24 protein-coding genes and 1 pseudogene are annotated in these 24,210 nt (G+C 52.3%); 17 read left to right on the top strand and 8 right to left on the bottom strand.

The genetic code is table 11. The features are described from left to right. Window positions 1-695: 695 nt before the first annotated feature. Window positions 696-971, bottom strand: coding sequence for a hypothetical protein (locus Q9L42_RS17770; protein WP_349431528.1), 276 nt, complete (start codon window positions 969-971; stop codon window positions 696-698). Next, window positions 898-1,164: a transposase gene (locus Q9L42_RS17765; RefSeq protein WP_305907090.1), complete on the bottom strand. Its 267-nt coding sequence runs from the start codon at window positions 1,162-1,164 to the stop codon at window positions 898-900. Before Q9L42_RS17765 ends, Q9L42_RS17770 begins: the two co-directional genes overlap by 74 nt. Before the next feature lie 131 nt (window positions 1,165-1,295). Between Q9L42_RS17765 and tnpA the strand changes: the two are divergent. After that, window positions 1,296-1,720, top strand: a pseudogene (tnpA, locus tag Q9L42_RS17760) (IS200/IS605 family transposase). A gap of 323 nt (window positions 1,721-2,043) precedes the next feature. Here tnpA and Q9L42_RS17755 read toward each other — a convergent pair. After that, complete coding sequence (locus Q9L42_RS17755; RefSeq protein WP_305907091.1) at window positions 2,044-2,328, bottom strand: IS110 family transposase; 285 nt, start codon at window positions 2,326-2,328, stop codon at window positions 2,044-2,046. 516 nt (window positions 2,329-2,844) lie between these two features. On the opposite strand from Q9L42_RS17755, the gene Q9L42_RS17750 reads away from it, so the two are divergent. Beyond that, on the top strand, window positions 2,845-4,095 hold the full coding sequence (locus Q9L42_RS17750) for an ISL3 family transposase (RefSeq protein WP_349431527.1): 1,251 nt from the start codon (window positions 2,845-2,847) through the stop codon (window positions 4,093-4,095). Window positions 4,096-4,666: 571 nt separating this feature from the next. Here the strand turns inward: Q9L42_RS17750 and Q9L42_RS17745 are convergent. The 3 genes from Q9L42_RS17745 to Q9L42_RS17735 form a co-directional block, all read right to left on the bottom strand. Next, on the bottom strand, window positions 4,667-5,425 hold the full coding sequence (locus Q9L42_RS17745; RefSeq protein WP_349431526.1) for a glycosyltransferase family 2 protein: 759 nt from the start codon (window positions 5,423-5,425) through the stop codon (window positions 4,667-4,669). Window positions 5,426-5,518: 93 nt separating this feature from the next. After that, a complete protein-coding gene (locus Q9L42_RS17740; RefSeq protein WP_305907095.1) occupies window positions 5,519-6,418 on the bottom strand; it encodes a lipid A biosynthesis acyltransferase in 900 nt (299 codons plus the stop codon). 265 nt (window positions 6,419-6,683) lie between these two features. After that, complete coding sequence (locus Q9L42_RS17735) at window positions 6,684-7,127, bottom strand: TRL-like family protein (RefSeq protein WP_305907096.1); 444 nt, start codon at window positions 7,125-7,127, stop codon at window positions 6,684-6,686. 693 nt (window positions 7,128-7,820) lie between these two features. Between Q9L42_RS17735 and Q9L42_RS17730 the strand changes: the two genes are divergently transcribed. The 13 genes from Q9L42_RS17730 (at window position 7,821) to Q9L42_RS17675 (ending at window position 19,700) form a co-directional block, all read left to right on the top strand. Next, a complete protein-coding gene (locus Q9L42_RS17730; RefSeq protein WP_349431525.1) occupies window positions 7,821-8,645 on the top strand; it encodes a polysaccharide deacetylase family protein in 825 nt (274 codons plus the stop codon). Window positions 8,646-8,891: 246 nt separating this feature from the next. Continuing rightward, a complete protein-coding gene (locus Q9L42_RS17725; RefSeq protein WP_305907099.1) occupies window positions 8,892-9,164 on the top strand; it encodes a hypothetical protein in 273 nt (90 codons plus the stop codon). Between the two features lie 201 nt (window positions 9,165-9,365). Continuing rightward, the gene (locus tag Q9L42_RS17720) at window positions 9,366-9,647 is read left to right on the top strand and encodes a hypothetical protein (RefSeq protein WP_305907100.1); all 282 of its coding nucleotides are present in this window, start codon (window positions 9,366-9,368) and stop codon (window positions 9,645-9,647) included. Next, entirely contained in the window at window positions 9,644-10,036 is a 393-nt protein-coding gene (locus tag Q9L42_RS17715) for an HAD family hydrolase (protein WP_305907101.1), read from the top strand. Before Q9L42_RS17720 ends, Q9L42_RS17715 begins: the two co-directional genes overlap by 4 nt. Before the next feature lie 11 nt (window positions 10,037-10,047). Then, window positions 10,048-12,411, top strand: coding sequence for a phosphoketolase family protein (locus tag Q9L42_RS17710; protein ID WP_305907102.1), 2,364 nt, complete (start codon window positions 10,048-10,050; stop codon window positions 12,409-12,411). A 7-nt stretch (window positions 12,412-12,418) separates the two neighbouring features. Continuing rightward, window positions 12,419-13,000: a DUF389 domain-containing protein gene (locus Q9L42_RS17705; RefSeq protein WP_349431524.1), complete on the top strand. Its 582-nt coding sequence runs from the start codon at window positions 12,419-12,421 to the stop codon at window positions 12,998-13,000. A gap of 287 nt (window positions 13,001-13,287) precedes the next feature. After that, a complete protein-coding gene (locus Q9L42_RS17700) occupies window positions 13,288-14,163 on the top strand; it encodes an ADP-polyphosphate phosphotransferase (RefSeq protein WP_349431523.1) in 876 nt (291 codons plus the stop codon). A gap of 128 nt (window positions 14,164-14,291) precedes the next feature. Further along, window positions 14,292-14,654: an STAS/SEC14 domain-containing protein gene (locus Q9L42_RS17695; protein WP_305907104.1), complete on the top strand. Its 363-nt coding sequence runs from the start codon at window positions 14,292-14,294 to the stop codon at window positions 14,652-14,654. A gap of 122 nt (window positions 14,655-14,776) precedes the next feature. Continuing rightward, on the top strand, window positions 14,777-17,386 hold the full coding sequence (locus tag Q9L42_RS17690) for a plasma-membrane proton-efflux P-type ATPase (protein ID WP_305907105.1): 2,610 nt from the start codon (window positions 14,777-14,779) through the stop codon (window positions 17,384-17,386). 264 nt (window positions 17,387-17,650) lie between these two features. After that, on the top strand, window positions 17,651-18,007 hold the full coding sequence (locus tag Q9L42_RS17685) for a hypothetical protein (protein ID WP_349431522.1): 357 nt from the start codon (window positions 17,651-17,653) through the stop codon (window positions 18,005-18,007). A gap of 15 nt (window positions 18,008-18,022) precedes the next feature. Further along, a complete protein-coding gene (locus Q9L42_RS21555; RefSeq protein ID WP_432648906.1) occupies window positions 18,023-18,181 on the top strand; it encodes a Na+/H+ antiporter NhaA in 159 nt (52 codons plus the stop codon). Between the two features lie 506 nt (window positions 18,182-18,687). Further along, the gene (locus tag Q9L42_RS17680) at window positions 18,688-19,311 is read left to right on the top strand and encodes an IS110 family transposase (protein WP_349431521.1); all 624 of its coding nucleotides are present in this window, start codon (window positions 18,688-18,690) and stop codon (window positions 19,309-19,311) included. 8 nt (window positions 19,312-19,319) lie between these two features. After that, the gene (locus Q9L42_RS17675) at window positions 19,320-19,700 is read left to right on the top strand and encodes a transposase (RefSeq protein ID WP_349431520.1); all 381 of its coding nucleotides are present in this window, start codon (window positions 19,320-19,322) and stop codon (window positions 19,698-19,700) included. A gap of 154 nt (window positions 19,701-19,854) precedes the next feature. Here the strand turns inward: Q9L42_RS17675 and Q9L42_RS17670 are convergent, their stop codons facing one another. Then, complete coding sequence (locus Q9L42_RS17670; RefSeq protein WP_349431519.1) at window positions 19,855-20,088, bottom strand: hypothetical protein; 234 nt, start codon at window positions 20,086-20,088, stop codon at window positions 19,855-19,857. Window positions 20,089-20,735: 647 nt separating this feature from the next. Between Q9L42_RS17670 and ltrA the strand changes: the two genes are divergently transcribed. Next, a complete protein-coding gene (gene ltrA, locus Q9L42_RS17665; RefSeq protein WP_305907108.1) occupies window positions 20,736-22,055 on the top strand; it encodes a group II intron reverse transcriptase/maturase in 1,320 nt (439 codons plus the stop codon). A 300-nt stretch (window positions 22,056-22,355) separates the two neighbouring features. On the opposite strand, the gene Q9L42_RS17660 is transcribed toward ltrA, so the two are convergent. Beyond that, window positions 22,356-23,081 carry a Crp/Fnr family transcriptional regulator gene (locus Q9L42_RS17660; RefSeq protein ID WP_349432767.1) on the bottom strand — a complete coding sequence of 242 codons (726 nt, stop codon included), beginning with the start codon at window positions 23,079-23,081 and terminating at the stop codon, window positions 22,356-22,358. 633 nt (window positions 23,082-23,714) lie between these two features. On the opposite strand from Q9L42_RS17660, the gene Q9L42_RS17655 reads away from it, so the two are divergent. Continuing rightward, window positions 23,715-23,873 carry a DUF3309 family protein gene (locus tag Q9L42_RS17655; RefSeq protein WP_432648859.1) on the top strand — a complete coding sequence of 53 codons (159 nt, stop codon included), beginning with the start codon at window positions 23,715-23,717 and terminating at the stop codon, window positions 23,871-23,873. Window positions 23,874-24,210 lie beyond the last annotated feature (337 nt).

Raw genomic sequence — 24,210 nt, 5'->3', positions numbered from 1 at the left:
ATCACGGCACAGAGCGCTTGTAGCTTCTTGAGCCCGTTGTTTTCAATTAAGAGCAGAAGTAAAGGGGTCACCCATTAGCCAGCCGGTGTCAATAAGCCAAAAAATTCCTCGGGCAAATATTGGATTTTTTCGGTATCGTTTTAATAAAACTTTGTTATTGAACCTGTGGTCGTCGTGGTCGCGAGGCCCGAGAGTGTGGATAAACGGTGGGCAACACGGACGTTGTCCACGGCTTATCCACACGGCTTTAGCTCGAGCCGTTCCGAAGGACGCGTCCACACGTCCATAGGTTTTTTCAATACCGTTATCCTGATTACCCGTCCCCGATGCTACGCTTTTTCAGGCAGCATCCCTATAACGCCATCAGTTGCATCGCATTCGCACCCTTTATTTCTCTTCTCAGGTGTCGGATGAATCATCCGCACCGGTCACCCATCTGGATCAAGGTCGTTGATGTCGGCGTAGTCAACCGATTCATTCAACATCCCTGGCGCCTTAGCGCCCCACAAAAACCTTGGTTCCGAACCGTGTCCAAAATGTTTATCACAGATCTCATGGTTCTGTTTGTTCAACAGTCCAACCCAGTGTGGTTCGCGGTTCGGACGAATGATGTCAATCGATGGCGGACTGCGGCATCCAATCAGAGTCTCATGGTTTCACCAACCCCAATACCTGGCTTACCGCAGCCGCCGAACTCAACTGGCAAACAACCGTGTCGCATCAAACCGTGTTTGATCTCTTAGCATGTAATAAGCTGCTCTGGCCAGTTTATGCGCCACCGACCGAATGGCTACAATACCATTGGTACGGCGCTGTTTGCGTTCGTAAAACCGTTTCGCCAAAGGCTCGTAGCGAACCGCAAAATGCGCCGCTTCGGAGAACGCCCAGGACAAGTATTTATTGCCGCTTTTCGCATTGCCTACGCCCATTGCTGGTTTTCTCACTTTTAACGCAACGACAATAAGACGCATAGTGGCCTACTTGTTTAAATCGGGTGATATCGCCGGTTTCCAGTAGGATCGTTGTCCCCAGAATCGGTCCGACGCCGGTCATACTGGTCAGAATGTCGTACTCAGCTTTTGGTTTGATCTGTGCCATCACTTTTTGCTCCAATTGGCCGATTTCCTGAGCAATCGCATGGTAAACCCGTAAATGACTGTCCAAGGCTAACTCGTTGATAGGTAAGCCACTGGTTTGACCAGTGAGACTATCAAGGCTCTGCCTTAAGATTCAGTTTTAAATGACATGTAAATTTCTCCTCAGGGCTTGGCGGTCCATAAAAAGAGGAGAATTACATGTCTTACGAAAGCTTAAGTCATTCAAAATGGGACTGCAAATATCATATGGTATTTGTACCCAAGTATCGTAAAAAAGTGTTGTATGGGAAGATTCGGAAATTTTTAGGTCCAGTGTTTCATGAATTAGCGCAACAGCGACGAAGCAAAATTCTGGAAGGGTATATGGTTCAAGGTCACGTGCATATGTTGATTCAGATTCCACCCAAATATTCGGTGGCTGAAGTAGTAGGCTACATCAAAAGAGTGCGATAGCTGTGGCCCGACAATTTTCAGGCAGGAAGACAAACTTTAATGGCGAAAGTTTTTGGGCAAGAGGATATGCGGTTTCGACAGTTGGTTTTGAAGAAGGGCAAATACGCAAGTACATTCGAAATCAAGAACAATTGGAAGGAAAGGGCACTGATGAAAACGGTGAGTTTTAATTGGGCTAACCAACTTTGACACTGGCAGCCCTTGGGGCTGCTAACAACCGTCAAGCCCCCCCGCTTTGCGGGGGCGATATGACTGCGTGGCCTCATCAGGCAGCTCTAAGGTCACGTCCGGTTTCTTCAACTGATTGCAACTCACCCGCATACCGGTACTTCGCCAGATCTGGCGAAGTACACAGATCAATTGACGACTACCGGTTCTGACCAGTTGCATACGTCGTCGTAACAAATCCCGAATCGCTCGTTGTTCACGCGGATAAATGTAACCGGTTTTCAATAACCCTAAGCGCATTAAATGGGCTAGCCAGAAAGCGTCATTAACGATCATCTGTGTACTTTAAGCCTTCATATTGCTTGATCCCGGCCGGGTTAACTAGCTCAACCCGGAAGCCTGCTGCCTGTAAACCATCCACTAACCAATACCAGTTAAACGTCGATTCAACGGCAATAGCCACTAGCCGGTCCTGGTAGGGCGCCAATAGCGACAAGGTTAGAGATACATCATTACCGATACGCCGCTCTTCAAGTCGTTGGTCGTTCTCGTCAATCACGACCACAACGTGGTTGTTTGAATGCAAATCGATTCCGCAGTAAAATGCCATGTCAGTCTCCTCTTGTTTTTCCTCAAACGCCAGTGTAACGCACCGGCGCTGGAGGAGGCTGGCTAGAGGATTATCAGAGCCCTTAAAACATTTACTTCTTAAAACACATCACCCATCAATACTTTGCTAATATTTTCCCAGCTTTAGGCTTTGATTCCTACTCAGGCTTCGCCATAAGCCAGGCAGAAAAAAACCGCGAATAAAAAGACGCCATGCCACCATGCGGGTGATACGAGCAATGTCCTTCACTGGGCGGAAATGACTGAGCCGGGCATTTTCGGGATACGTCGTCTGAACCGGCACAAAGGCGCATAGAAATCCGTGCCGAGCGGCTTCAATGATGATTTCGCTTTCGAAAACGAAGCTCTGTTCACGGCTGGGTTTGAACCGGCAGTGCCTGAAAAGTTGGGCTCTTCCGGATTTCCCGTGGGAGACCACAACATATAGTATGTTAGAAGACCGCAACCGGAGCCTCTTGTAAAATACCAGAACGACACGACTTTTTTTTGAATGCCAATGAATCAACCGCAGATACAAATACCGTTAGACTTGCCCAATGTTAGCGTCGAAAAATACGAACAAACCGATAAGGGTCTGGTGATCACTGTTGTCAGTACCCGTGATACGGCGGTATGTCGTCACTGCGGACGGACGATCGACAAATTTCACGGTTACGACAAAGCGATTACGCTACGGCATCTGCCGATTTTTGACCGACCGGTCTGGATTCGCATCCGGCCGAAGCGTTTTCAATGTCCCTACTGTGACAAAGGGCCAACGACAACGCAACGTTGCGAGTGGTACGATCCCAAGAGTCCGCATACCAAAGCCTATGAGAATTGGATTTTACGCGAGTTGGTCAATAGCACGCTCAGTGACGTCAGCCTGAAACGGCATCTCAGCATCGGTTGTATTGAAGGCATCCTCGATCGGCATATTCAGCGCCAAGTGGACTGGTCGACAGTGCCCGATTTAGAGTTGATTGGAATTGATGAAATTGCCTTGAAGAAAGGCCATAAGGATTTTGTCGTCATCGTGTCCGGACTGACGGCGCAACGTGAAAAGTATCTCTTGGCGGTGTTACCGGATCGCAAAAAAGAAACCGTCAAGGCCTTTTTAAAGACACTGCCGCCTCGGCAATGCCAAAGCATCCGTCGTGTCTGCATCGATATGAACGAAGGTTACTGTAATGCCGCTCAAGAAACCCTACCCAACGCTCAGGTTGTGGTAGACCGCTTTCATGTCGCCAAACATTATCGTGACTGTGCCGATAAAGCGCGCAAAGCCGAAATGAAGCAACTGAAACAAACCTTACCGGAATCGGAGTATGCTCAACTGAAAGGCGCCATGTGGGCGTTTCGAAAGCCTTGGAATCGCTTGACCGAAGAACAGCAAATCGTTTTATTGTCGTTATTCCGGCAGGCACCGGTACTGAAAGAGGTCTATGTTCAACGTGAAGTCCTAACCGGTCTCTTTGAACAGAACCTGACCAAAGCGCAGGCCGAACAGGCGTTAACGCAGTGGCTGGACAGAATTACGGAATTGGGATTGGATTGTTTCACGTCTTTTGTCACCACACTAAACAACTGGCGTGATCACATCACCAACTATTTTATTCGGCGTGAAACCAGCGGGTTTGTTGAAGGGTTGAATAATAAAATCAAAGTGATCAAGCGCCGCTGCTACGGTATTTATAACCTGAGCCGATTGTTTCAGCATATTTGGCTCGATGTGCAGGGACGCCGGACCTTGTTTGCGGAACACTAGATATTGGGGTTACCACGGGAAATCCTAGAGAGCCAAAAGTTGCGCCGGATACACCCGGAATCCCGACTGACTATCTTCAACTGTCTGGCCCGAAGCCCAGGCGATCCAGAATGGAAAAGGGGACAGATTTATTTTTTTGCGCCTCAGCGATAAGGGAATATTCTACTTCGAAATTTACTCCCGATGACAGATGATCCAGCGGCTTACCCATAGTCAAGTTTTCAGCGCCATTGCAGGACGAAACAGTAGAACCATGAGCCAATTCTGAGTGGGAAAAGGGGACGGGAAAAGGGGACGGATTTATTTTTGGAGAAAATCAGGCCAATAAATAAATCTGTCCCCATTTTCCTGTTCATTTTCCTGTTGCAGGAGCAAATATCTGTCAGATTCCGCATTGGCTCTGCATTACCGTCAGCCCCCTTGGGAAGCAATACCGCGTTTCTTTGGGCACCCTTGCCTTCGCCTACATTTTCCCTTCTCACAGGGCAATGGCTGGACTTTCACTAACTTGCTGACTACCATGCCTGTCGCACCGCTAATGCGCGGGCTGTTTTTATTAAACCACTACATCCTAATATTTTCCCAGCTTTAGGCTTTGATTCCTACTCAGGCTTCGCCATAAGCCAGGCAGAAAAAAACCGCGAATAAAAAGACGCCATGCCACCATGCGGGTGATACGAGCAATGTCCTTCACTGGGCGGAAATGACTGAGCCGGGCATTTTCGGGATACGTCGTCTGAACCGGCACAAAGGCGCATAGAAATCCGTGCCGAGCGGCTTCAATGATGATTTCGCTTTCGAAAACGAAGCTCCGTTCACGGCTGGGTTTGAACCGGCAGTGCCTGAAAAGTTGCGCCGGATACACCCGGAATCCCGACTGACTATCTTCAACTGTCTGGCCCGAAGCCCAGGCGATCCAGAAGTTGGCGAAACGGTTGGCGCGGTAGCGGGCAATTGGTATCACCTCACGGTTCCACAGGCGCGAGCCGATCACCAGTCGGTCTGGGTGAGCATCCGCTGCCATTAATAACCTTGGAATATCGGCCGGATCGTGCTGACCGTCTGCATCCATTGTCACGACGCCCTTTGCACCGAGTTGTAATGCCGTTTGCATGCCATTGAACAAACTCGCCGCCTTGCCCAGATTCTCGGGATGATGCAGTAGCGTTACCGGCAAATCCGAGACTTGTTCCGACGTGCCATCGCTGGAGCCGTCGTCAACTACAATTACCCTGCCGAGATGCCGTAGGGCAGCCAGTACCACCTTACGGATGGTGGCAGCTTCATTGTAGGCAGGAATCACCAATGCGTATTCGTCTCGTTCGTTCATGCCATCTACCCAATTCACTCAGTCGGCATTATGCGCAAATGTCGTCATGCCGGCATCCAGAGCCATGGAAAGTATCCTTAGTTAGCCAAGATCCTATTCGTCCGACTGCCAGAAATCATAAAAATTGAACCAGTTATAAGGTGCCAGTTTGCAGTAATGTTCTAAGCGGTTGGCATAGCGCTGCATGATGTCATGGACGGCAGCCGCACGCCGGTATCGTCCGACGTGCGGCGGATCGGCCAGATGTTCGAATCTGATCTCGTAGCGCCCATTGCCTAGGTGCAGGCAAAAGAACAAAACTAGCGGGATGTCGAGAATGCGCGATAAAAGGGCTGGCGCCTCGGGGAACCAAGCCTGTTCGCCAAAAAATTCGCAGCGAATCCGTTTGCTGGCGCGCACACTGCGGTCTCCAAGTAGTGCGATAATGCCACCTTGACGCGCATGCTGGTCGAGTCCAACCAAGGATTCCGTCCCGCTGCCCATGTAGATTATATCTTTGAACAGCGACGGGTTCAGTTTCCGGTACATCTCGGTAATGCGAGGCGTACCCTCTCCGTAAACCAGAGCCTTGATACGATATCCGCTCCCTAGAACTCCCACCGCCCGAGCAATCTCGAAGCTGCCGAGATGGGCGCCTACCAGCAGGCAACCGCGCCCCGAGCGCACGTAACTATCCAATATCTCCACACCGTTCATACTGATGTCGAGTTGCTGGTCTTGCCCGGCAAAGATGTAGAGCCTATCCAATAGCGTGTTGGCGAAGGTATGGTAATGTCGAAATACCTCGGTCCAGCCGCATTCACGGCCCAAAACACGCCGCAGATAGGCACGGGAGGCGGCGCGGGTACGGAATGAGAATATAACGAAATAGGCTGTGATCGGGTATAGCAGCAGGCAGGATAGCCATCGCCCGAGCCGCAGGGAGATCCAGTTGATGGTATTTAACCAGAACAGATTGCTCCGCTCCGGCAATTCTAGCCAGGCCTGTTTCATAGTGTCGCAATCTCGAAAATGTTAACGGCCGACCAGCATCCGAGAGTCGCGTAAGTTAATAGGGGCATATCGTTCACGCGGTAGCCGGCCTGTTGCTTCATGAATTTTGATTTGAATTGGGTACACATTGGTCGGACGATGCGGAGCGGTGGAAACGCAGCCAAATTCAGTGAACCGCCGCCAGTCCTACATAGCACAGATCTGCCGGGTCTGTCGCCTACCACCCCGCATTTAGTTGCTAACTCGTGAATCAGGAACACGGTGCTTAGCGGCCTCTCACTATGGTGCACCATTCGCCGACAACGTTGAGCAAGTTTCTCGCCGAGTGATCTACCGAAGTGACCTCTTTGATGTTGCCATTTTCCTTTGCCGCACGGACACTGGCGTCGCCGCGCGCCAGCAAGCCCAGAATGGATTCCGCGCAGGCTTTTCCCTCCTTCAAGGTACCGGCGGGGGTGGAGGATTCACTGGTCGCTATGTCGCCCCATATAACCTCGGTTCCCAAAACACCTTTGATCGGCGAATCGACGATCATGCACCCATTGAGAACGACTACAAGTCCCATCATGCCAAGTGCCAGGAATGTTCTCATGGGCACTCGCTTTTGCCCTGTGGCTCGGTCGAGTGTATTGCTTCGATCGACTTTCCAATTCACCCCTACTTGCTCTTTTGGCGCTACCGATTGGTCTTTAATTTGATCCCAAGTCATTGCCGTTCTCCAAAAAATTAGATATTTAATGAGTTTAATTGCCCATTGTTATTGAATGGTTCGTAGACAAGGTTTGGGCGCATTACTTTTCTCCTTGGAAGAAGAAAAAGATACTAGCGTCCACCCTTGTCTGCTCTTGTTTGCCATGACCGTATAAATACCGACTGCTACTTTCAGAAAAAGACTCAGATCGTTTAACACGGTAAGGAGTAGGGTGTGGCCTTTTTGCTATCTCGGCTTTCACCGTGGCAGCGCCGGCATTACGTTTCCTTCATGCCAGCCAATACCGCCTCACGCAAAGTTGAAGATCATCTTGCCGAGGGCATCTACTCAGGTAGCAAACTACAGTAGTGTCTTTCGTCAGTCTGTACGCTATCGCACAGACTGACGAAAGCCTGTTCTGTGAGCGTGAGGCACCGATTGAGCCAAGCCCTATCGGTGTCGAGGTCCGGCACTATTAAAAAGAGCAGTTAGCGCGCGTCGTAGGCCGTTCGTGCTGAGCAAAGTCGAAGCATGGACGGCCTACAACATAATCACCCGCAGGGTGTTTGAAAAATCCCGCTCGCCCTTCGACAAGCTCAGGACGAACGGGATTTTTCGATGCTTAACTGCTCTTTTTATTAAACGTCGATGATGATTTTCAACGGTTTCCGGGTTATGTTGTGTGCGGGGCTTTATGTGATGGCCTAAAAAATGAGCGAGGAAGATACTGAATTGAACGAAACTTTTAAAACCAGGGTAACCCTGAAGGCGATTATTTGGCTTGTTCCCGTGCTTGCCAGCCTTATGACAGGTTGCATGACCGGGTTTGATGCCAGCTATCCGCGTGGACAAGCCTCGACGGAAAGTGCCGAGTTTATGCTTAGCTTTGATGATGGGCCGCTGCCCGATAAAACCGAGCGAGTGCTGGCTATCTTGGCCACACTCAAGGCCATTGATGGCACACCGATAAAAGCCGGTTTTTTTTTGTTGGCCGATGCGCCCGATGAATTTTGGCAACGGCGGATTTATTACGCACCCTACGAATTTTGGACCGACAAGGGCAGTATCGCAAAATACCCGGATATTGCCCGACGAATCAAGCTGGCCGGGCATGTTATCGGTAATCATTCGACGCATCACGCATGGTTCCGATGGCCTTGGCTGGATACGCCGGAGGCCGTGCTTGGCGAATTTACCGAGTGGGAAGCCATTTCTAAACGGGTTTTAGGCGAATCAAACATACGGCTATTTCGACCGCCATATTTTATTCTCAACACATCTGTGCGTGAAACAGCAGTCCGATTAGGTTATCAGATCGTTATGGGGGAGTCGGTAGGCGATACAATACCGGGTATGACGGTCGAAGGGATTAAGCAAAAGACTCAAACCATTCTGGCCGCATGGAGCAAGCCTTACCCCTGCGTATTAATATTCCACGATAGCCGTCCCACCACCTACCAACATCTCGACGAAATTGTCAGCTATCTGCAGCAACTGGGTTTCCGGCTTGTACATTTTGATCCCAAGCGCTTGTGAGATGAACGGGCCATTTTTCCTTAATCAATGTGCGCTGCGCTGACGTGTCAAACCGCTTTGAAACATTGGCTTGCCACGAAGCCGATTAAACAGATTGGCAACCCTAAACGTCGCGTAGTCAAAACCAATGTGCGTTAACGAACAGACAGGCTTACTGGTTAAAGCCATAGTAATCTCCTAGATAGCGACCCAGGGATGATCCTGCTGTTCGCTGTTGAACTCAGCGAATGATCAATATTCCGGGAATTGGTCCGGTCATGGTCGGAGGCCCTTTGGTTAAGCTACATCATCGGCGCACTTGAAATATCGGTTATTACCGGCGGTCTCACCGCTCTCGGCGGCGCGCTTGCCAGCATTGGTATTCCGAATGACAGTGTCATTCGCTACGAAACCGCACTGAAGGCCGACAAATTTATTCTCATTGTTCACGGAACCCTGCAGGAAGTGGCAAAGGCCAAGGATATTCTGATGCAAAACAGTGCCGAAGAGGCCAATGTGCATGAAGTGACTGCCGACTAAGGATCTGGTTAGCAATAACTTCCCGAGTTCAGCCTAAATGGATACCCCATTCAAAACACCGTCGTTCCGGAGGGTGTCGTAAAAGGTAGGATGGGTAGAATGCAATGAAACCCGTCATTTTGATTTTTACGACGGCATCGTTAAATCGTTATAAGACGCCGATACCGGATGGGATAATCCAATCGGCGGAGGAAAAAACAGATGGATACACCCTCAGCAATCACCTGCTTATGTATCGATATCGGCGGTGTTTTACTGACCAACGGTTGGGATCATCTGACCCGCAAACAGGCTGCGAGTCACTTCAAACTGGATTGGGCGGAGATGGAGGAGCGGCATCAGCTGAATTTCGCCACTTACGAAGAGGGTAAGTTGAGCCTAGACCGCTATCTGACCGGATCATTTTTCATGAGCAGCGATCCTTCTCAGTGGATCAGTTCCGGGCATTCATGTTCGCACAGTCACATCCCTTTCCCGACATGATCGAATTGCTTCGCACACTCAAGGCAAAGTACGGTTTGAAGATCGTTGTCGTCAGCAACGAGGCGCGGGAACTCAATGCCTATCGTATCCAACAGTTCAAGCTTAGTGACTGGGTTGATGCGTTTATCTCGTCTTGTTTTGTGCATTTGCGTAAGCCCGATGAGGTCATTTTTCAGCTGGCGCTAGACATCGTCCAGCAGCCTGCTCGGCAAGTAGTCTTTATAGACAACACGCCGATGTTTGTCCGGATCGCGGAAGAGTTGGGCATGAACGGCATTCATCACACCGATTACACCTTTACCTGCGCGCAATTGGCTGCCTTCGGCTTGAGCACCTCAGCCATGGCGCTAACTCCGCGTGACAGCGGTACGCAATCGTCCCTCAATTAGGATCATTAGTCATGAAAACCGCCACACTTGCCCCCGAACAGCTCTCCACGATAGATGCTTACTGGCGTGCTGCCAACTATCTGTCGGTCGGCCAAATCTATCTGTTCGATAATCCGCTATTGAAGCGGCCGCTGACGCTGGCGGATGTCAAACATATGCTGCTGGGCCATTGGGGCACGACTCCCGGCCAGAATTTTATTTATGCGCATTTGAACAGGGTCATCAAAAAATATGACCTCGACATGATTTACGTGTCCGGCCCCGGCCACGGCGGCCCGGCCGTGGTAGCCAATACTTATCTTGAAGGCACCTACAGCGAGATTTATCCTCACATCAGTCAGGACGAAGCAGGACTACAGAAGCTATTTCTACAGTTTTCGTTTCCCGGTGGCATACCCAGCCATGCCTCGCCGGAATGTCCCGGATCGATCCACGAGGGTGGTGAACTGGGCTATTCGCTCAGCCATTCCTTCGGTGCGGTGTTCGACAATCCCGATCTGATTGTCGCCTGCGTGGTGGGCGATGGCGAGGCGGAAACGGGGCCACTGGCCACAGCTTGGCATTCCAACAAATTTCTCAATCCGGTCAACGATGGTGTAGTGCTGCCTATTCTGCATCTCAACGGCTATAAAATCTCCAACCCAACGCTGCTGGCCCGTATTTCTCGAGAGGAATTGGAACAGTTTCTGCGCGGTTGCGGCTGGATGCCATACTTTGTCGAGGGATTCGAACCTGAAGCCATGCATCAAGCCATGGCCGCAACCCTCGACACGGTGGTGGAGCAGATCAAGCATATCCACCACGACGCCCGAGTCAACGGCAATCTGACGCGGCCACGCTGGCCGATGATCGTGCTGGTGTCACCTAAAGGCTGGACGGGACCGAAGAAGGTTGATGGTGTGCAGGTCGAAGGCACCTTCCACGCCCACCAGGTGCCGCTGCATCCGAATGCCAAACCTGAACATCTAAAACTGTTGGAGGACTGGCTTAAAAGCTACCGGCCCGAAGAACTGTTCGATGAACGGGGCCGCCTGAAACCGGAAATCGCCGAACTGGCGCCCAAGAGCGCACGCCGCATGGGCGCGAATCCGCACGCCAATGGCGGCAAATTGCTGCGCGATCTGCTGATGCCGGATTTTCGAGACTATGCGCAGAATGTCAGGCAGCCGGGAATTCTTGGCATTGGCGATGTGCATGTGCTCGGGCCTTTCCTGCGCGACGTGGCAAAGCTGAACAGCGAGCAAGCCAACTTTCGGGTGTTCGGTCCTGACGAGACACTGTCCAACGGTCTGGAAGCGCTGTTTGAGGTAACCAAACGCCAATGGGATGCCGCGACAGTGCCGAACGACGAATTTCTTGCACCCAGCGGACGCGTGTTGGACTCAATGCTCAGCGAGCATCAATGCGAAGGTTGGCTGGAGGGCTATTTGCTGACCGGGCGGCATGGGGTGTTCAATTGTTATGAGGCCTTCATTCATATCATCGATTCGATGTTCAACCAGCACGCCAAATGGCTGAAGGTGACTTCGCAACTGCCCTGGCGACGGAAGATCGCCTCGCTGAACTATCTGCTGGCCTCGCACGTTTGGCGGCAGGATCACAATGGCTTTACTCATCAAGATCCCGGTTTCATCGACCATGTCGTCAACAAAAAGGCTGAGGTCGTTCGGGTCTACCTGCCGCCGGATGCGAATTGTCTATTGTCGGTCATGGATCATTGTCTGCGCAGCCGCCATTACGTCAACGTGGTCATCGCGGGCAAACACCCGGCACCGCAATGGCTGACGATGGCTGCCGCCGTCAAGCACTGCGCCGCAGGTATCGGCATCTGGCATTGGGCCGGTAACGACTTTGACGGTGCGCCGGATGTGGTCATGGCTTGCTGCGGCGACGTGCCAACGCTGGAGACACTCGCCGCCGTTTCCATCCTGCGCCAGTATCTGCCGGATCTGAAAATCCGGGTGGTCAACGTCGTCGACCTGATGAAGCTGCAACCCCAAAGCGAACACCCGCACGGTTTAAGCGACACGGATTTCGATGCATTGTTTACCACCGATAAACCGGTCATCTTCGCCTTCCATGCCTACCCGTGGCTGGTTCACCGGCTGACCTATCGACGCACTAATCACCACAACATTCACGTGCGTGGCTACAAGGAAGAAGGCACTATCACCACGCCCTTCGACATGACGGTGCTGAACGATCTGGATCGCTTCCATTTGGCGATGGATGCCGTCAACCGCCTGCCGCAGACCGGCAACGAGGGTATCAGCCTGAAGCAGCTTTTGCAGAATAAACTGTTAGAACACCGACAGTACATCAATCAATATGGCCAGGACCTGCCGGAAATCCGCAACTGGCAGTGGAAGGAGTAAACATACTATGGCGCTACGTTTAATTGAGATGGTATTACCGGAGTCGGACGGCGAGGAAGTTCTGGAGCTACTTAAGGAGCACAAGCTGCTCGAACACCGGCAGATCCGCTTATCTGACGAGGAAGTGCTGGTACGGATTTTGTTGGAAGCGGAACAAAGCGAAACGGTACTGGATTTGTTGGAGAAACGCTACGCCGATGCGGAGGGCAACCGGGTAGTGATTCTGGCTGTCGAAGCGACATTGCCGCGCCCCGAGCCTGAGTCGGCAGCCACGCCAGAACAACCGTCGACCGAGGAAAAACAGCCTGAACGGATCAGCCGGGAGGAGTTATTTGAGGACATCAAAAACGGCGCGTCGTGTTCACGGGTCTATCTCACGATGGTGGTATTGTCCACCATCGTGGCCGCCGTTGGTCTATACCACAACAGCGTTACGATCATCATCGGAGCCATGGTAATTGCGCCGCATCTAGGACCGAACGTGGCGCTGGCGCTGGCGACGACGCTGGGCGATTTGACACTGGCCCGGGACGCGTTCAAGACGAACCTGCGCAGCAATTCCCAGTTTGAGCATTTTTGCTGTGTTTAGGGCATGGGATGTGTCTGTCGAGGAGCGCCGTTCACCCAGCACCTAAATTATGCTGGAATGTAAAATATAGTCCAGTAGCCATGGAATTTAGGTGCTGGGTAAACCCATCCCTGGGGGCTTGACGGCAGCATCCTTGCTGCCGACATCCTCGCCAAACACACCCCATGCCCTTTTTGAACGCCAAAGTGGGAATTGCTGGAAAGAAACCAACTGAGAATAGTTTATGACTCGGTGTGCCCGACCCGTTTATGTCCATGTCACAGGTAAGGCAAACACAAGGCAAGAAGATGAACATTAATGTCAAAGACTTCCAGGTGCCGGAAGGCGAAAAGGTCAAACTCGACCAGTGGCCGACGCGGGTGGAACCTGTTTACAAATCCAAGAAGAAGTACCACAAAATTCTCGAAGAACACGTAGATGAGCTAAGCACGCTGCAACGTCTTCACTACGCCTCCAACCGATATGCCGTATTACTGATTTTTCAGGCGATGGACGCCGCCGGCAAGGACGGCGCCATCCGGCATGTCATGTCCGGGGTCAATCCACAAGGTTGCCAGGTGTTCAGCTTTAAACATCCGAGCGCTACGGAACTGGATCACGATTTTTTGTGGCGCACCTCCCAGTGTTTGCCGGAACGCGGCCGCATCGGCATCTTTAACCGATCCTATTATGAGGAGGTGTTGATCGCTCGTGTGCATCCGGAAATCCTGTGCAGCCAAGGCTTGCCGGATGAAGTGCTGAATAAAAAAACCATCTGGAAGGAGCGATACCGTTCTATCGTCGACTTGGAGAATCATCTTTATCGCAACGGCACCCGCATCATCAAGTTTTTCCTTCACCTATCCGAGGAAGAGCAGCGCAAGCGCTTTCTGGATCGCATCGACGAGCCGGAAAAAAACTGGAAATTCAGTGTTGCCGACATAGAGGAAAGGGGCTTCTGGAAACAGTACATGCAAGCCTACGAGGCTTGCCTGAGTGCAACGAGTACCAAAAACGCGCCCTGGTATGTGGTGCCAGCCGACGACAAGAGGAACACCCGGCTGATTATTTCCCAGATTGTTCTCGATACTTTTAAGGCGCTGAACATGAGCTACCCCGAAACCTCCTCAAAGCGCCAGCAGGAATTGCAGGTTATCCGCAAGCTGCTTGAGAAGCAAGGTTGAGAAAGTGGCTGACGATCTAAATGATAAATTCAGCCACTTACAACACGCCTTTTATGTCATTCATTATCACCCAAGCCTGGCTCTCCGCCGGTCAAGTCATAACCTAAATGGTTTCAAAGGAGTCCAAAATGCCTATACAGCTCATCGAAGAAAACGGCGGCAAGCTGCTGGTCGTACACGTCAGCGGCAAGCTGGTAAAAGCGGATTACGAACATTTTGTGCCGGAGTTCGAGCGGCTCGTCTCGCAACACGGGAAGTTGCGGCTACTGTTCGATATGACCGATTTCCACGGCTGGGAAGCCAGTGCGGCTTGGGAGGACTTCAAGTTCGGCATCGAACACTTTGCCGACATAGACCGGCTGGCGATGGTCGGAGACCGGCAGTGGCAGCACTGCATGGCGATTTTCTGCAAGCCGTTCACAAAAGCGATGGTCCGATACTTCGAACAGGCCGACGCCGCCGAAGCGCAAAAGTGGTTGAACGACGCGTAATGTCAGGGCGTTGCCCCTGAAAAGCACGATTCAAGTCCGTCATGGAAAATACATGAGCATTACAACCAGTATGCGGCAATTAACAAAACCGGCAGCACAGCAACACGTGAAGGAATCCCCTTATGAAACCAAATACCGACCAGCCCAAGGCTAAAGAACAAAAGCCTGATGCAAAGGAAGACCTGAAATCCTTGCCCATGCCGGAACTACAGGCAAAATTGGGGGCGTCGCCGAATGGCCTGAGTCAGGCCGAGGCGCAGAAACGCTTGATCGAATATGGGCCAAATGAGATTGAAGAAAAGAAATCCAATGCCTTTCTGAAATTCCTCAGTTATTTTTGGGGCCCAATCCCGTGGATGATCGAAGCGGCCGTGATCCTTTCAGCGGTAGCTCAACATTGGCCGGACTTTGGCATCATCCTGCTTCTGCTTATGGCCAACGCCGTGGTCGGATTTTGGGAAGAACACCAGGCGGGCAACGCCATCGCCGCGCTGAAGGCCAAGCTGGCAGTCAAGACGCAGGTGAAACGTGATGGGGAATGGACAAACCCGGAAGCGCGCGATTTGGTGCCGGGCGACATCATCCATCTGCGTCTGGGCGACATCGTGCCGGCGGATGCCCGCTTGCTGGAGGGTGATCCCATAGAAGTGGATCAGTCTGCGCTGACAGGTGAATCTTTGCCCGTCAACCACCAATGCGGCGAGGCAGTGTTCTCGGGTTCGATCATTCGCACGGGTGAAATCGATGCGCTGGTGTACGCCACGGGTAAGGACACTTACTTCGGCAAAACCGCGCAACTGGTGCAGGGAGCGCAGACAGCCAGCCATTTCCAACGCGCCGTGTTGAAAATCGGCAATTACCTGATTATCCTCGCGGTGACTCTGATAGCGGTGATTATTACTGTCGCGCTGTTCCGTGGCGATCCTATTCTCACAACCTTGCAGTTCGCCTTAGTGCTGACCGTGGCCGCGATTCCGGTGGCGATGCCGACAGTGCTGTCTGTGACCATGGCGGTCGGCGCGCGCCTGCTGGCCAAAGAAGAGGCGATTGTGACTCGGTTGGCGGCCATCGAGGAATTGGCGGGCGTGGATATACTGTGCGCGGATAAGACCGGCACCTTGACCCAGAACAAACTGACGCTGGGCGATCCATTCAGCGTGAACGGCATCCCTGCCGACCAAGTCATCCTCAACGCCGCGCTGGCGTCACGGGCGGACAACCAGGATACCATCGACCTGGCTGTGCTGGGCGGACTGAACAACGATCTGTCCGCCTTGCAGGATTATCAGGTGCTTCATTTCCAGCCGTTCGACCCGGTGCATAAGCGCACCGAAGCCACGGTCAAGGGCACGGACGGAAAGGAGTTTAAGGTGACCAAGGGTGCGCCGCAAGTGATCCTGGAGTTGGCTTCCAACGCCGGTGAGGTCAAGTCCGCCGCCGTCGACAAGGCCGTCAACGAGTTCGCGGCGCGCGGCTTTCGTTCCTTGGGCGTGGCTCGGGCTGATCAGGAAGGCCAATGGCAGTTTCTCGGCGTGTTGCCCCTGTTCGACCCGCCACGGGAAGAAGCCAGGGCAACCATCGCGACCGCGCGCGAGATGGGCGTGAAGGTCAAGATGGTGACGGGCGATGCACTGGCCATTGCCCAGGAAACCGCCAAGAAACTAGGGCTGGGGGCCAATATCCTCGATGCCGGCGGTTTCGGCGACACCAAGCATCACGAGACGGAGCAGTTGGCGGAGTCCATCGAGAAAGCTGATGGTTTCGCTCAGGTGTTCCCCGAACACAAGTTCCACATTATTGATGTCCTGAAAAAACGTGGTCATATCGTCGGCATGACGGGCGATGGGGTGAACGACGCCCCCGCGCTGAAGAAGGCCGACTGCGGCATCGCCGTTTCCGGTGCAACGGACGCGGCGCGCGCGGCGGCCTCCATCGTGCTGATGACGACGGGTTTGTCGGTGATCATCGACGCGATCAAGGAGAGCCGGAAAATCTTCCAGCGCATGAACAGCTACGCGATCTACCGCATCGCCGAGACACTGCGCGTACTGTTATTCATGACCTTGGCGATCCTGATCTTTAACTTTTATCCATTGACGGCGGTGATGATCGTGATGCTGGCCTTGCTCAACGATGGCGCCATTCTATCCATTGCCTATGACAACGTGCATTACAAAGACAAGCCCGAGGCCTGGAACATGCACATGGTGCTGGGCGTGTCTACGGTGTTGGGCATCATCGGCCCCGTCGCTGCGTTTGGTTTGTTTTACCTCGGCGAACGTGTCTATCACCTGGATCGTGAGCACATCCAAACCCTGATGTATTTGATGCTGTCCGTGGCGGGACATTTGACGATTTTCCTGACACGCACACGCGGTCCGTTCTGGTCGATACGCCCCGCGCCGATTTTGCTACTGGCGGTGTGCGGCACACAACTGGTGGCGACCTTGATCGCGGTGTATGGGGTGTTTATGACGCCGCTCGGCTGGGGTTGGGCAGCGTTCGTCTGGGGCTATGCGCTGGTATGGTTCCTGGTGAATGACGGCGTGAAAATACTGGCCTATCGGGTGTTCGATCCGACTGCCGCCCCCCTGTTGGACAAGAAAGCTGTCGTTGTGACGCCGCAGCAGATCGCTGATCGAGCCTATGAACTCTACGAGCAGCGCGGCCGCAGCGAAGGCCGCGCGGATCAGGACTGGCTCCAGGCGGAGCGGGAGATTCGGAAAGGATAGGGGTGATAGGCGAAGATCGTCTATGTGCATTTATCCGATGGTCGGTATGTCGTTGTCCATCGCCCTTCTTTTATAGCCGAAAAGATCGGGCCATACCGGTGCTGAGCGAAGACGACGATTGCTCGTTCTTAATCACTCTTTTGATCAACGATTTTGCACAGAGGTTATGCCGCGTGGCGTCTCACAGCAATGTTTAAAAAAATACCGAAAGGATATCCGTGATTCGAAGAAATCGCTGCCGAAAAAACGTAAGCTGTAACAAAAATGGCCGGAAAACGATGGATATACCTTGAAAAGGTAAGCTATCTAAAATGGAATGACAATTTGTGTTGCCGCCAATCCGATAAGATTCTTGCAGCTGATTTAAATATTATTCTTGTTGTAAGCAATTCTAGGATACCATCAGTGATGGAACAAAATGTGGTGGCAGAAAAAAAGAATAAAGGTCGACAGATTAATGAAGGAACTCCCCATCCCTCGGAACTGATTGATTGGCTGACAAAGCCCATTATACGATTCTTGCGGATAGAGGCGACTGCGGGCACAGTTCTTCTGCTGTTTACCATTGCCGCGTTGGTTTTATCCAACTCAGCGTGGGCTCATCTGTTCCTGGAAGCCTGAGAAACGCCTGCGGGTATTAAGATCGGTGCGTTCGAATTCACCCGTTCGCTGCGCGAATGGATCAACGACGCCTTAATGACTTTGTTCTTTTTTCTGGTCGCCCTATATGAATTTGGTCGGACACACGGTCGGTGGGGGCGCATGCGTCGCCGCTTAGCCATTGAGAGCCCGTAGGAGGCCCGCCCTCGGGCCGAATGGCTCTTTTCGCGCCGGGGGGCGGTGCTCCTACGCAAAGCACCGTCTTGCCTTCGGATGTTGAACAGCGTGAAGCGCATCAAAAACCGGTGCGCTTCCTATCGTCAGCGCACCCTACCCGCACCCGTAGGGCGGCTTCGCGAAGCAAGCCGCCAAAAACCGCCTCCGGGGCAAAATTGGCCGTGTACGCGGGGCCGGGTTATTTAATTCATGTCGGACTCCTGGTAAAGGAGAGGAGTCCATATCATCAGCAATTCCCAGTTTGAGTATTTTTGCGGGGTTTAGGGCATGGGGTGTGTCTGTCGAGGAGCGCCGTAAACCCATCCCTGGGGGCTTGACGGCGGCATCCTTGCTGCCGACATCCTCGCCAAACACACCCCATGCCCTTTTTGAACTCCAAAGTGATGATATGGACTCCTCTCCACCCTCTAACGGTGTCACAATACACCTACTAACAACTTAAACAGAACAAAGAGGAGTTCGAGATGAATCTTAACGTAGTGGGTTTAGATATTGCAAAACTAGTGTTTCATATGTTCATGATGCAAGACGGCAAAGCAAAGAAAAAGAAATTGAAACGGTCGGAACTGTTGGCCTTTGTGGCTCAGATGCCGGTGAGCGTGATCGCGATGGAAGCCTGCGGCGGCGCTCATCATTGGGCCCGGGCATTTCAGGCCCTGGGCCACGAAGTAGTGCTGTTGAATACTCGCTTCGTGAAGGCATTCGTGGTTGGCAATAAAAACGATTACAACGACGCCGAGGCGATTTACACGGCGGCCTGCCAGCCGAACAAACGCAGCGTGGCGATCAAAGGCATTGAGCAGCAAGACTTAGCCATGCTGCAAGGTGTCCGGCGAGGTAAGGTGGACGAACGCACGGCCTTGGTCAATCAAATGCGCGGTTATCTGGCTGAACGAGGCATCGTGCTGCCGCGTAGCGTGAATCAGTTCAGAAAACAACTGCCCAGTATTCTGGAGGACGGGGAAAATGACCTCAGCACGCTGAGCCGGAAGCTGTTTGCCGAGCAGTATCAAGCGCTGAAAGCCTTGGACGAAGCGATCCGGGCTCTGGACCGGAAATTACGGCAGTATGCCAAAACAATGCCTTAGCCCGACGATTGCTTGACATACCGGGTATCGGTCCTTTGACCGCCATTTTGGCCACGGCTGACGTCGGCGATGGCAAGGGTTATGATTCGAGCCGAGATTACGCGGCCAGCTTGGGCGTGGTGCCAAGGCAGCACAGCAGCGGCGATAAGCAGGTATTACTGGGCATCAGTAAACGCGGCAACCGCCAATTGCGCACATCCTTGATTCACGGGGCAAGAGCGGTGCTGAAATACTGCGGTGACAAGAGCGACCCCTTGAGCCTGTGGCTCAAAGGCTTGATTGAACGGCGAGGCTTCAACAAAGCGGCCGTGGCTTTGGCCAACAAGAACGCCCGGATCATTTGGGCGCTGGCAACGCGTGGCGGCGATTACGTGCCACAAATGGCCTAAGCCGATGAAAACCGGGTTATCCACCCTTTGCCCACAAGCTCCGAGCACGATTGAAGGGCTCTACGCATGTGGACAAAGCGTGGATAACCCTAACAACACTGTAGTAAACGAGTTCAACCAAATTGCGGAGGCAAGACTCTCAAAGTGATGACATTCAACAGGTCAGACCGGCGCTTTTAAAATCCGTTATTCCCGAAGATTCCTTGAAATCGGCAAAGTGATAGAGATAAAAGCGCGCGGATAGCTTCATCAGGGCCCGAAGGTCGATAAATACCTTCATCAAGAGGCCGAATATATGGCGGCAATCTCGATCTCTGTTGGAAACATCATTTTTGAACAATCTTGGCTTGCAATTGGAGAGGAGTCCATATATGGGAATTGCTGCCATATCATCATCCTGCCTGGCGTATTTGTTGTTAATTTGTAACTGCTCGCCTCACTTATCGAACGCGGCAGGGCATGTAGGGTGGATAAGCCTGAAGGGCGCATCCACCAAAGATGCCGACCCGGTGGATGCGCTCCGCTTATCCACCCTACCGAATGGGGGTGAGTAGTTAGTGCGGCCAGGCAAGGTCGTTTATTCCAGCGGGCGAGAATCCCGTCCCAGAAGGCCGGTCAGCCACTGGGTAGAGTCTTTGGGTCGGCGGGGGTAACCCCAAAGATTAAGCACAAAGCAACTCAAGACAACAGGCCGTAAGCGAAAGCTGAAGTGATTGAGCCTCGAAAGCAGAGACAAGAGAGGGATGACGTAGTTAACTATGCGGAAATCAACACAGAGTGAGGCGTCATGACAAGTCTTACTCTGCCTCTCCGGGGTCGAAGAGCATGGCATGTTGGACACCGGGAATAAACGGCAACCTGGGAGAACCTATCAGGCCTCACAAGGAAGCGAGTATGTCGGACAAGCGATCATAAAGTAAGAAAGACAAATGCCTATAGGTAGTCGGATAACGGTGTAGTACCGATGAACGCGGGTAATGCTGCGGGAGGGAAGACCGTTACATTAAGAAACAACGTTAAGGAGACATACCGAACGTGCCCAGAAACGAAGAAACGGTAACCACGAAACTGCAACGTATAGCGGAGAAAGCCCGTAACGAACCGAACTGTCAGTTCACCAGCTTGTTTCATCTGATGACAGTGGAAATGTTATGGGGATGCTTTGACGTGCTGAGGAATCATGCTGCGTCAGGTATTGATGGAGTCACCAAGCAACAGTACGAGAACAACTTACTGGAAAACCTTCAGCAGCTAGTTGGTAAACTGCACCGAATGGCCTACCTACCCCAACCGGTGCAACGGGTTTACATCCCCAAGCCCGGGACTGATAAGTTAAGGCCCTTAGGGATACCGGCGCTGGAAGACAAACTGGTGCAAGCCGGGCTGGTCAAAATCTTACAGGCTATCTATGAGCAAGACTTTATAGACGACTCGTATGGATTCAGGCCGGGTAAAAGCTGTCATGATGCGCTGCGAGCGTTAAGCCAAACAGTCGAAAATCGACCGATAAACCACATTGTGGAAGCCGATATAAAAGGCTTTTTCGATACGGTTGACCAAGAGCAGCTGATGACTTTTCTCGCGCATCGTATCGCCGACAAACGCGTATTGCGCTACATCAAACGCTTCTTGAAAGCGGGTATCGTCGAAGACGGACAGTTTAAAGCCAGTGAAACAGGTACGCCGCAAGGTGGCGTGATATCGCCCTTGCTAGCTAATCTCTATTTGCACTACAGCCTAGACTTGTGGATGACCCGCAAGTTTGCGAAAAGCTGCGGTGGAGTCGCCCGAATGATACGCTATGCGGACGACTTTGTCGTCTGCTTCCAGCAGGAAGCGGATGCCAAACGATTCCGGAACGAGCTAGAAGCACGGCTCGCCCTGTTTGAGCTGACGTTAGCACCGGAGAAAACGCAATGCATTGAATTTGGCCCGTTAGCGGTCAAACGTGCGAGAGCGCGTGGCGAAAAGGCGGCGACCTTTGATTTTCTGGGGTTTACCCATTACTGTTCACGGACGCGAGACGGAAAACGCTTTCGGATGAAGCGGAAGACGATCGGTAAACGCCTAACGGCGAAGCTGAAAGCCTACCGTGCATGGCTTAAGGCAAACCGAAACCTGCCGACCGCCGAAATACTCAAGCGAACCGCCCGCAAACTGCGAGGCCATTACGGCTACTATGGCGTCACCGATAACAGTCGAGGAATAAACCTGTACTTTTATCAAGTGCAACGCATTCTACACAAATGGCTGAATCGGCGAGGTCGGAGAAACTGCTGTAGTTGGGCAAAGTTTGCTCTATTGTTAGCGCGTTTTCCACTGCCGAAACCTAAAATCTTGGTGAATCTATTCTGAATCCGTGAATAGGGTTCTTAATGAGGAGCCGTGTGCGTAAATAGCGCAAGCACGGTTCTGTGAGGGGCTTGGTAACAATTGATGAAATAACAAACTATTTGCAATCACGTAGTAGCCGCGTGCGGCGGGGCGTTCCAGAGAAGCATGGCAAGTACGATGTTATTTGGTCGAAAGAAACCGGTCTACTCAACCGTTAATTTTCTGTTTTGCCACTCATTCATTTAATGAGGTAGCCCCTGAGTGGCCAGGAATATATCGGTGACATGGAAACTGTCCGAGTGCGCCCGGTCGCCCCCTGTGTCAGGGTGGGGGGAGCAGACGATCGAATTCCATTTTAACCACGCGGTAACACTCGCAGACGCGCGCTTCCAATCCCGGCCGATCCAGCACCGTGATACGGCCTCGGCAATAATGAATCAAGCCCGCTTTCTGCAATTTTATGGCGGCCTCGGTGACGCCTTCGCGGCGCACGCCCAGCATATTGGCGATCAGTTCCTGGGTCATGGCTAACTCGTTCGATGAGAGTCGGTCTAGGCTGAGTAGTAGCCAGCGACAAAGTTGCTGATCCACCGAATGATGGCGATTGCAGACCGCCGTCTGTGCCATCTGGGTAATCAGCGCCTGGGAATAGCGCAGCAACAAATTATTCAATGCGCCGGTACGGCGTCCCCCGGAGCGGTCGAACTCCTTCAGCAGCAAATGCTTCCGCAGTCGGTAGCTGTGGCCTGCGCTTTGCACGACGGCCCGATTAGGCATGGTTTCGCCACCCATGAAGAGGGCGACGCCGAGCATGCCATCGTTACCGACCACGGCGATTTCGGCTGACGCGCCATTTTCCAAGACATAAAGCAACGATACGATGTTGGTTGTCGGGAAATAGGCGTGACTCAAAATGTCGCTGGACTCGTAAATGACTTCTCCGAGCGGTAGCGCGACCTCTTCTAGATGAGGGGCAAGGCGTTCGTAAACGGCTGCGGGCAGTAAGTTGAGAAGGAGGTTTTGTCTGTTAGCATCCTGACTCGTCATCGGCAATCTCAGAATTTGTAGGTTAAGTTCGAACGGTTCAATCGTTGCGTTCAACAAAAACTTCCTGGTTAAACGTATGGGATACAGTCAATAAATTGTAGCACATGATGTTTGGTTCAGAAGTCCGTGCGTTACCCCGGCAAGCCGGTCTTAGAAAACTGTGAGGGACGGTGCCTTGCAGCTTACCAATCCCTATAGGGCAGCGACTGCGGTTTTATGTGCGTTACCGTACCGACGATGCTAAATATTGCTGTTAAATTATTTTCCAGATAGCGAAGAGATGAGCGGGGTGCTTAACCACAAAACGGGTTTCTTGCCAGATGATATCGGCTTAATCGAACTTAAACCGGCACCAGCCCGAGAGTCCCTATCAATAACAACGGGAATTCCATGAAGACCAAAGGCTTGGGCGGCGGTCAACCAAACCGCGGATAAGGTTTGGGGTGACCTCAGGTCCGGCATAGCCAATGCGGCTTCCAAATTCAAGTGAGCCAATGACGAGGGAGTGTCCGGGAGCCGGGCTCGGGGTGGCGCCGGCATCGGTGTATTTGATCCTCGTCGGATCCTGGGCTCATGCACCAGAATCTTACGTGAGGCGCTATCCAAGAATCTTTATCCTAACAGGAGTCTGTCATGTCAATCGGTACAATCTTACTCGTCATTCTTATCCTGATCCTCGTTGGCGTTATTCCTGTCTGGCCGTATAGCCGGGGATGGGGGTATGGGCCCAGCGGCGGACTCGGGGCAATACTGATCATCTTACTGATCCTGGTCTTATTGGGCGTAATCTAGCCGCGAAGGGCTTTTCCGCTATGCGGGGCAACTACCGGGCGCTGAGAGACCAGGGCTACCTCATTAAATGAATGAGTGGCAAAACAGAAAATTAACAACAAATACGCCAGGCAGGATGATGATATGGACTCCTCTCCTTTCCCAGGGAGTCCGACATGAATTAAATAACCCGCCCCGCGTACATTGAATGCTTTTAGTCGATCCGCTGCGCGTGATCCAATTCACGGATGTGGGTAGGGTGCGCTGACGATAGGAAGCGCACCGGTTTTTGATGCGCTTCACGCTGTTCAACATCCGAAGGCAAGACCGGTGCTTTGCGTAGGAGCGCCGCCCTCGG

The sequence above is a fragment of the Methylomarinum sp. Ch1-1 genome (assembly GCF_030717995.2).
Classification (GTDB): Bacteria; Pseudomonadota; Gammaproteobacteria; order Methylococcales; family Methylomonadaceae; genus Methylomarinum; species Methylomarinum roseum.
The sequence above is the reverse complement of the archived record's forward strand: the minus strand, read 5'-3'. Positions and strand labels throughout refer to the sequence as shown.

Coding starts and splice junctions, on each gene's coding strand:
- Q9L42_RS17670 (WP_349431519.1), bottom strand. CDS start 20,088: ATGGCAGCAATTCCCATATATGGACTCCTCTCCAATTGCAAGCCAAGA.
- Q9L42_RS17680 (WP_349431521.1), top strand. CDS start 18,688: ATGAATCTTAACGTAGTGGGTTTAGATATTGCAAAACTAGTGTTTCAT.
- Q9L42_RS17730 (WP_349431525.1), top strand. CDS start 7,821: ATGAGCGAGGAAGATACTGAATTGAACGAAACTTTTAAAACCAGGGTA.
- Q9L42_RS17755 (WP_305907091.1), bottom strand. CDS start 2,328: ATGGCATTTTACTGCGGAATCGATTTGCATTCAAACAACCACGTTGTG.
- Q9L42_RS17735 (WP_305907096.1), bottom strand. CDS start 7,127: ATGACTTGGGATCAAATTAAAGACCAATCGGTAGCGCCAAAAGAGCAA.
- Q9L42_RS17750 (WP_349431527.1), top strand. CDS start 2,845: ATGAATCAACCGCAGATACAAATACCGTTAGACTTGCCCAATGTTAGC.
- Q9L42_RS17715 (WP_305907101.1), top strand. CDS start 9,644: ATGATCGAATTGCTTCGCACACTCAAGGCAAAGTACGGTTTGAAGATC.
- Q9L42_RS17720 (WP_305907100.1), top strand. CDS start 9,366: ATGGATACACCCTCAGCAATCACCTGCTTATGTATCGATATCGGCGGT.
- Q9L42_RS17770 (WP_349431528.1), bottom strand. CDS start 971: ATGCGTCTTATTGTCGTTGCGTTAAAAGTGAGAAAACCAGCAATGGGC.
- Q9L42_RS17660 (WP_349432767.1), bottom strand. CDS start 23,081: ATGACGAGTCAGGATGCTAACAGACAAAACCTCCTTCTCAACTTACTG.
- Q9L42_RS17745 (WP_349431526.1), bottom strand. CDS start 5,425: ATGAACGAACGAGACGAATACGCATTGGTGATTCCTGCCTACAATGAA.
- Q9L42_RS17700 (WP_349431523.1), top strand. CDS start 13,288: ATGAACATTAATGTCAAAGACTTCCAGGTGCCGGAAGGCGAAAAGGTC.
- Q9L42_RS17705 (WP_349431524.1), top strand. CDS start 12,419: ATGGCGCTACGTTTAATTGAGATGGTATTACCGGAGTCGGACGGCGAG.
- Q9L42_RS17695 (WP_305907104.1), top strand. CDS start 14,292: ATGCCTATACAGCTCATCGAAGAAAACGGCGGCAAGCTGCTGGTCGTA.
- Q9L42_RS17690 (WP_305907105.1), top strand. CDS start 14,777: ATGAAACCAAATACCGACCAGCCCAAGGCTAAAGAACAAAAGCCTGAT.
- Q9L42_RS17710 (WP_305907102.1), top strand. CDS start 10,048: ATGAAAACCGCCACACTTGCCCCCGAACAGCTCTCCACGATAGATGCT.
- Q9L42_RS17655 (WP_432648859.1), top strand. CDS start 23,715: ATGTCAATCGGTACAATCTTACTCGTCATTCTTATCCTGATCCTCGTT.
- Q9L42_RS17740 (WP_305907095.1), bottom strand. CDS start 6,418: ATGAAACAGGCCTGGCTAGAATTGCCGGAGCGGAGCAATCTGTTCTGG.
- Q9L42_RS17685 (WP_349431522.1), top strand. CDS start 17,651: ATGGCCGGAAAACGATGGATATACCTTGAAAAGGTAAGCTATCTAAAA.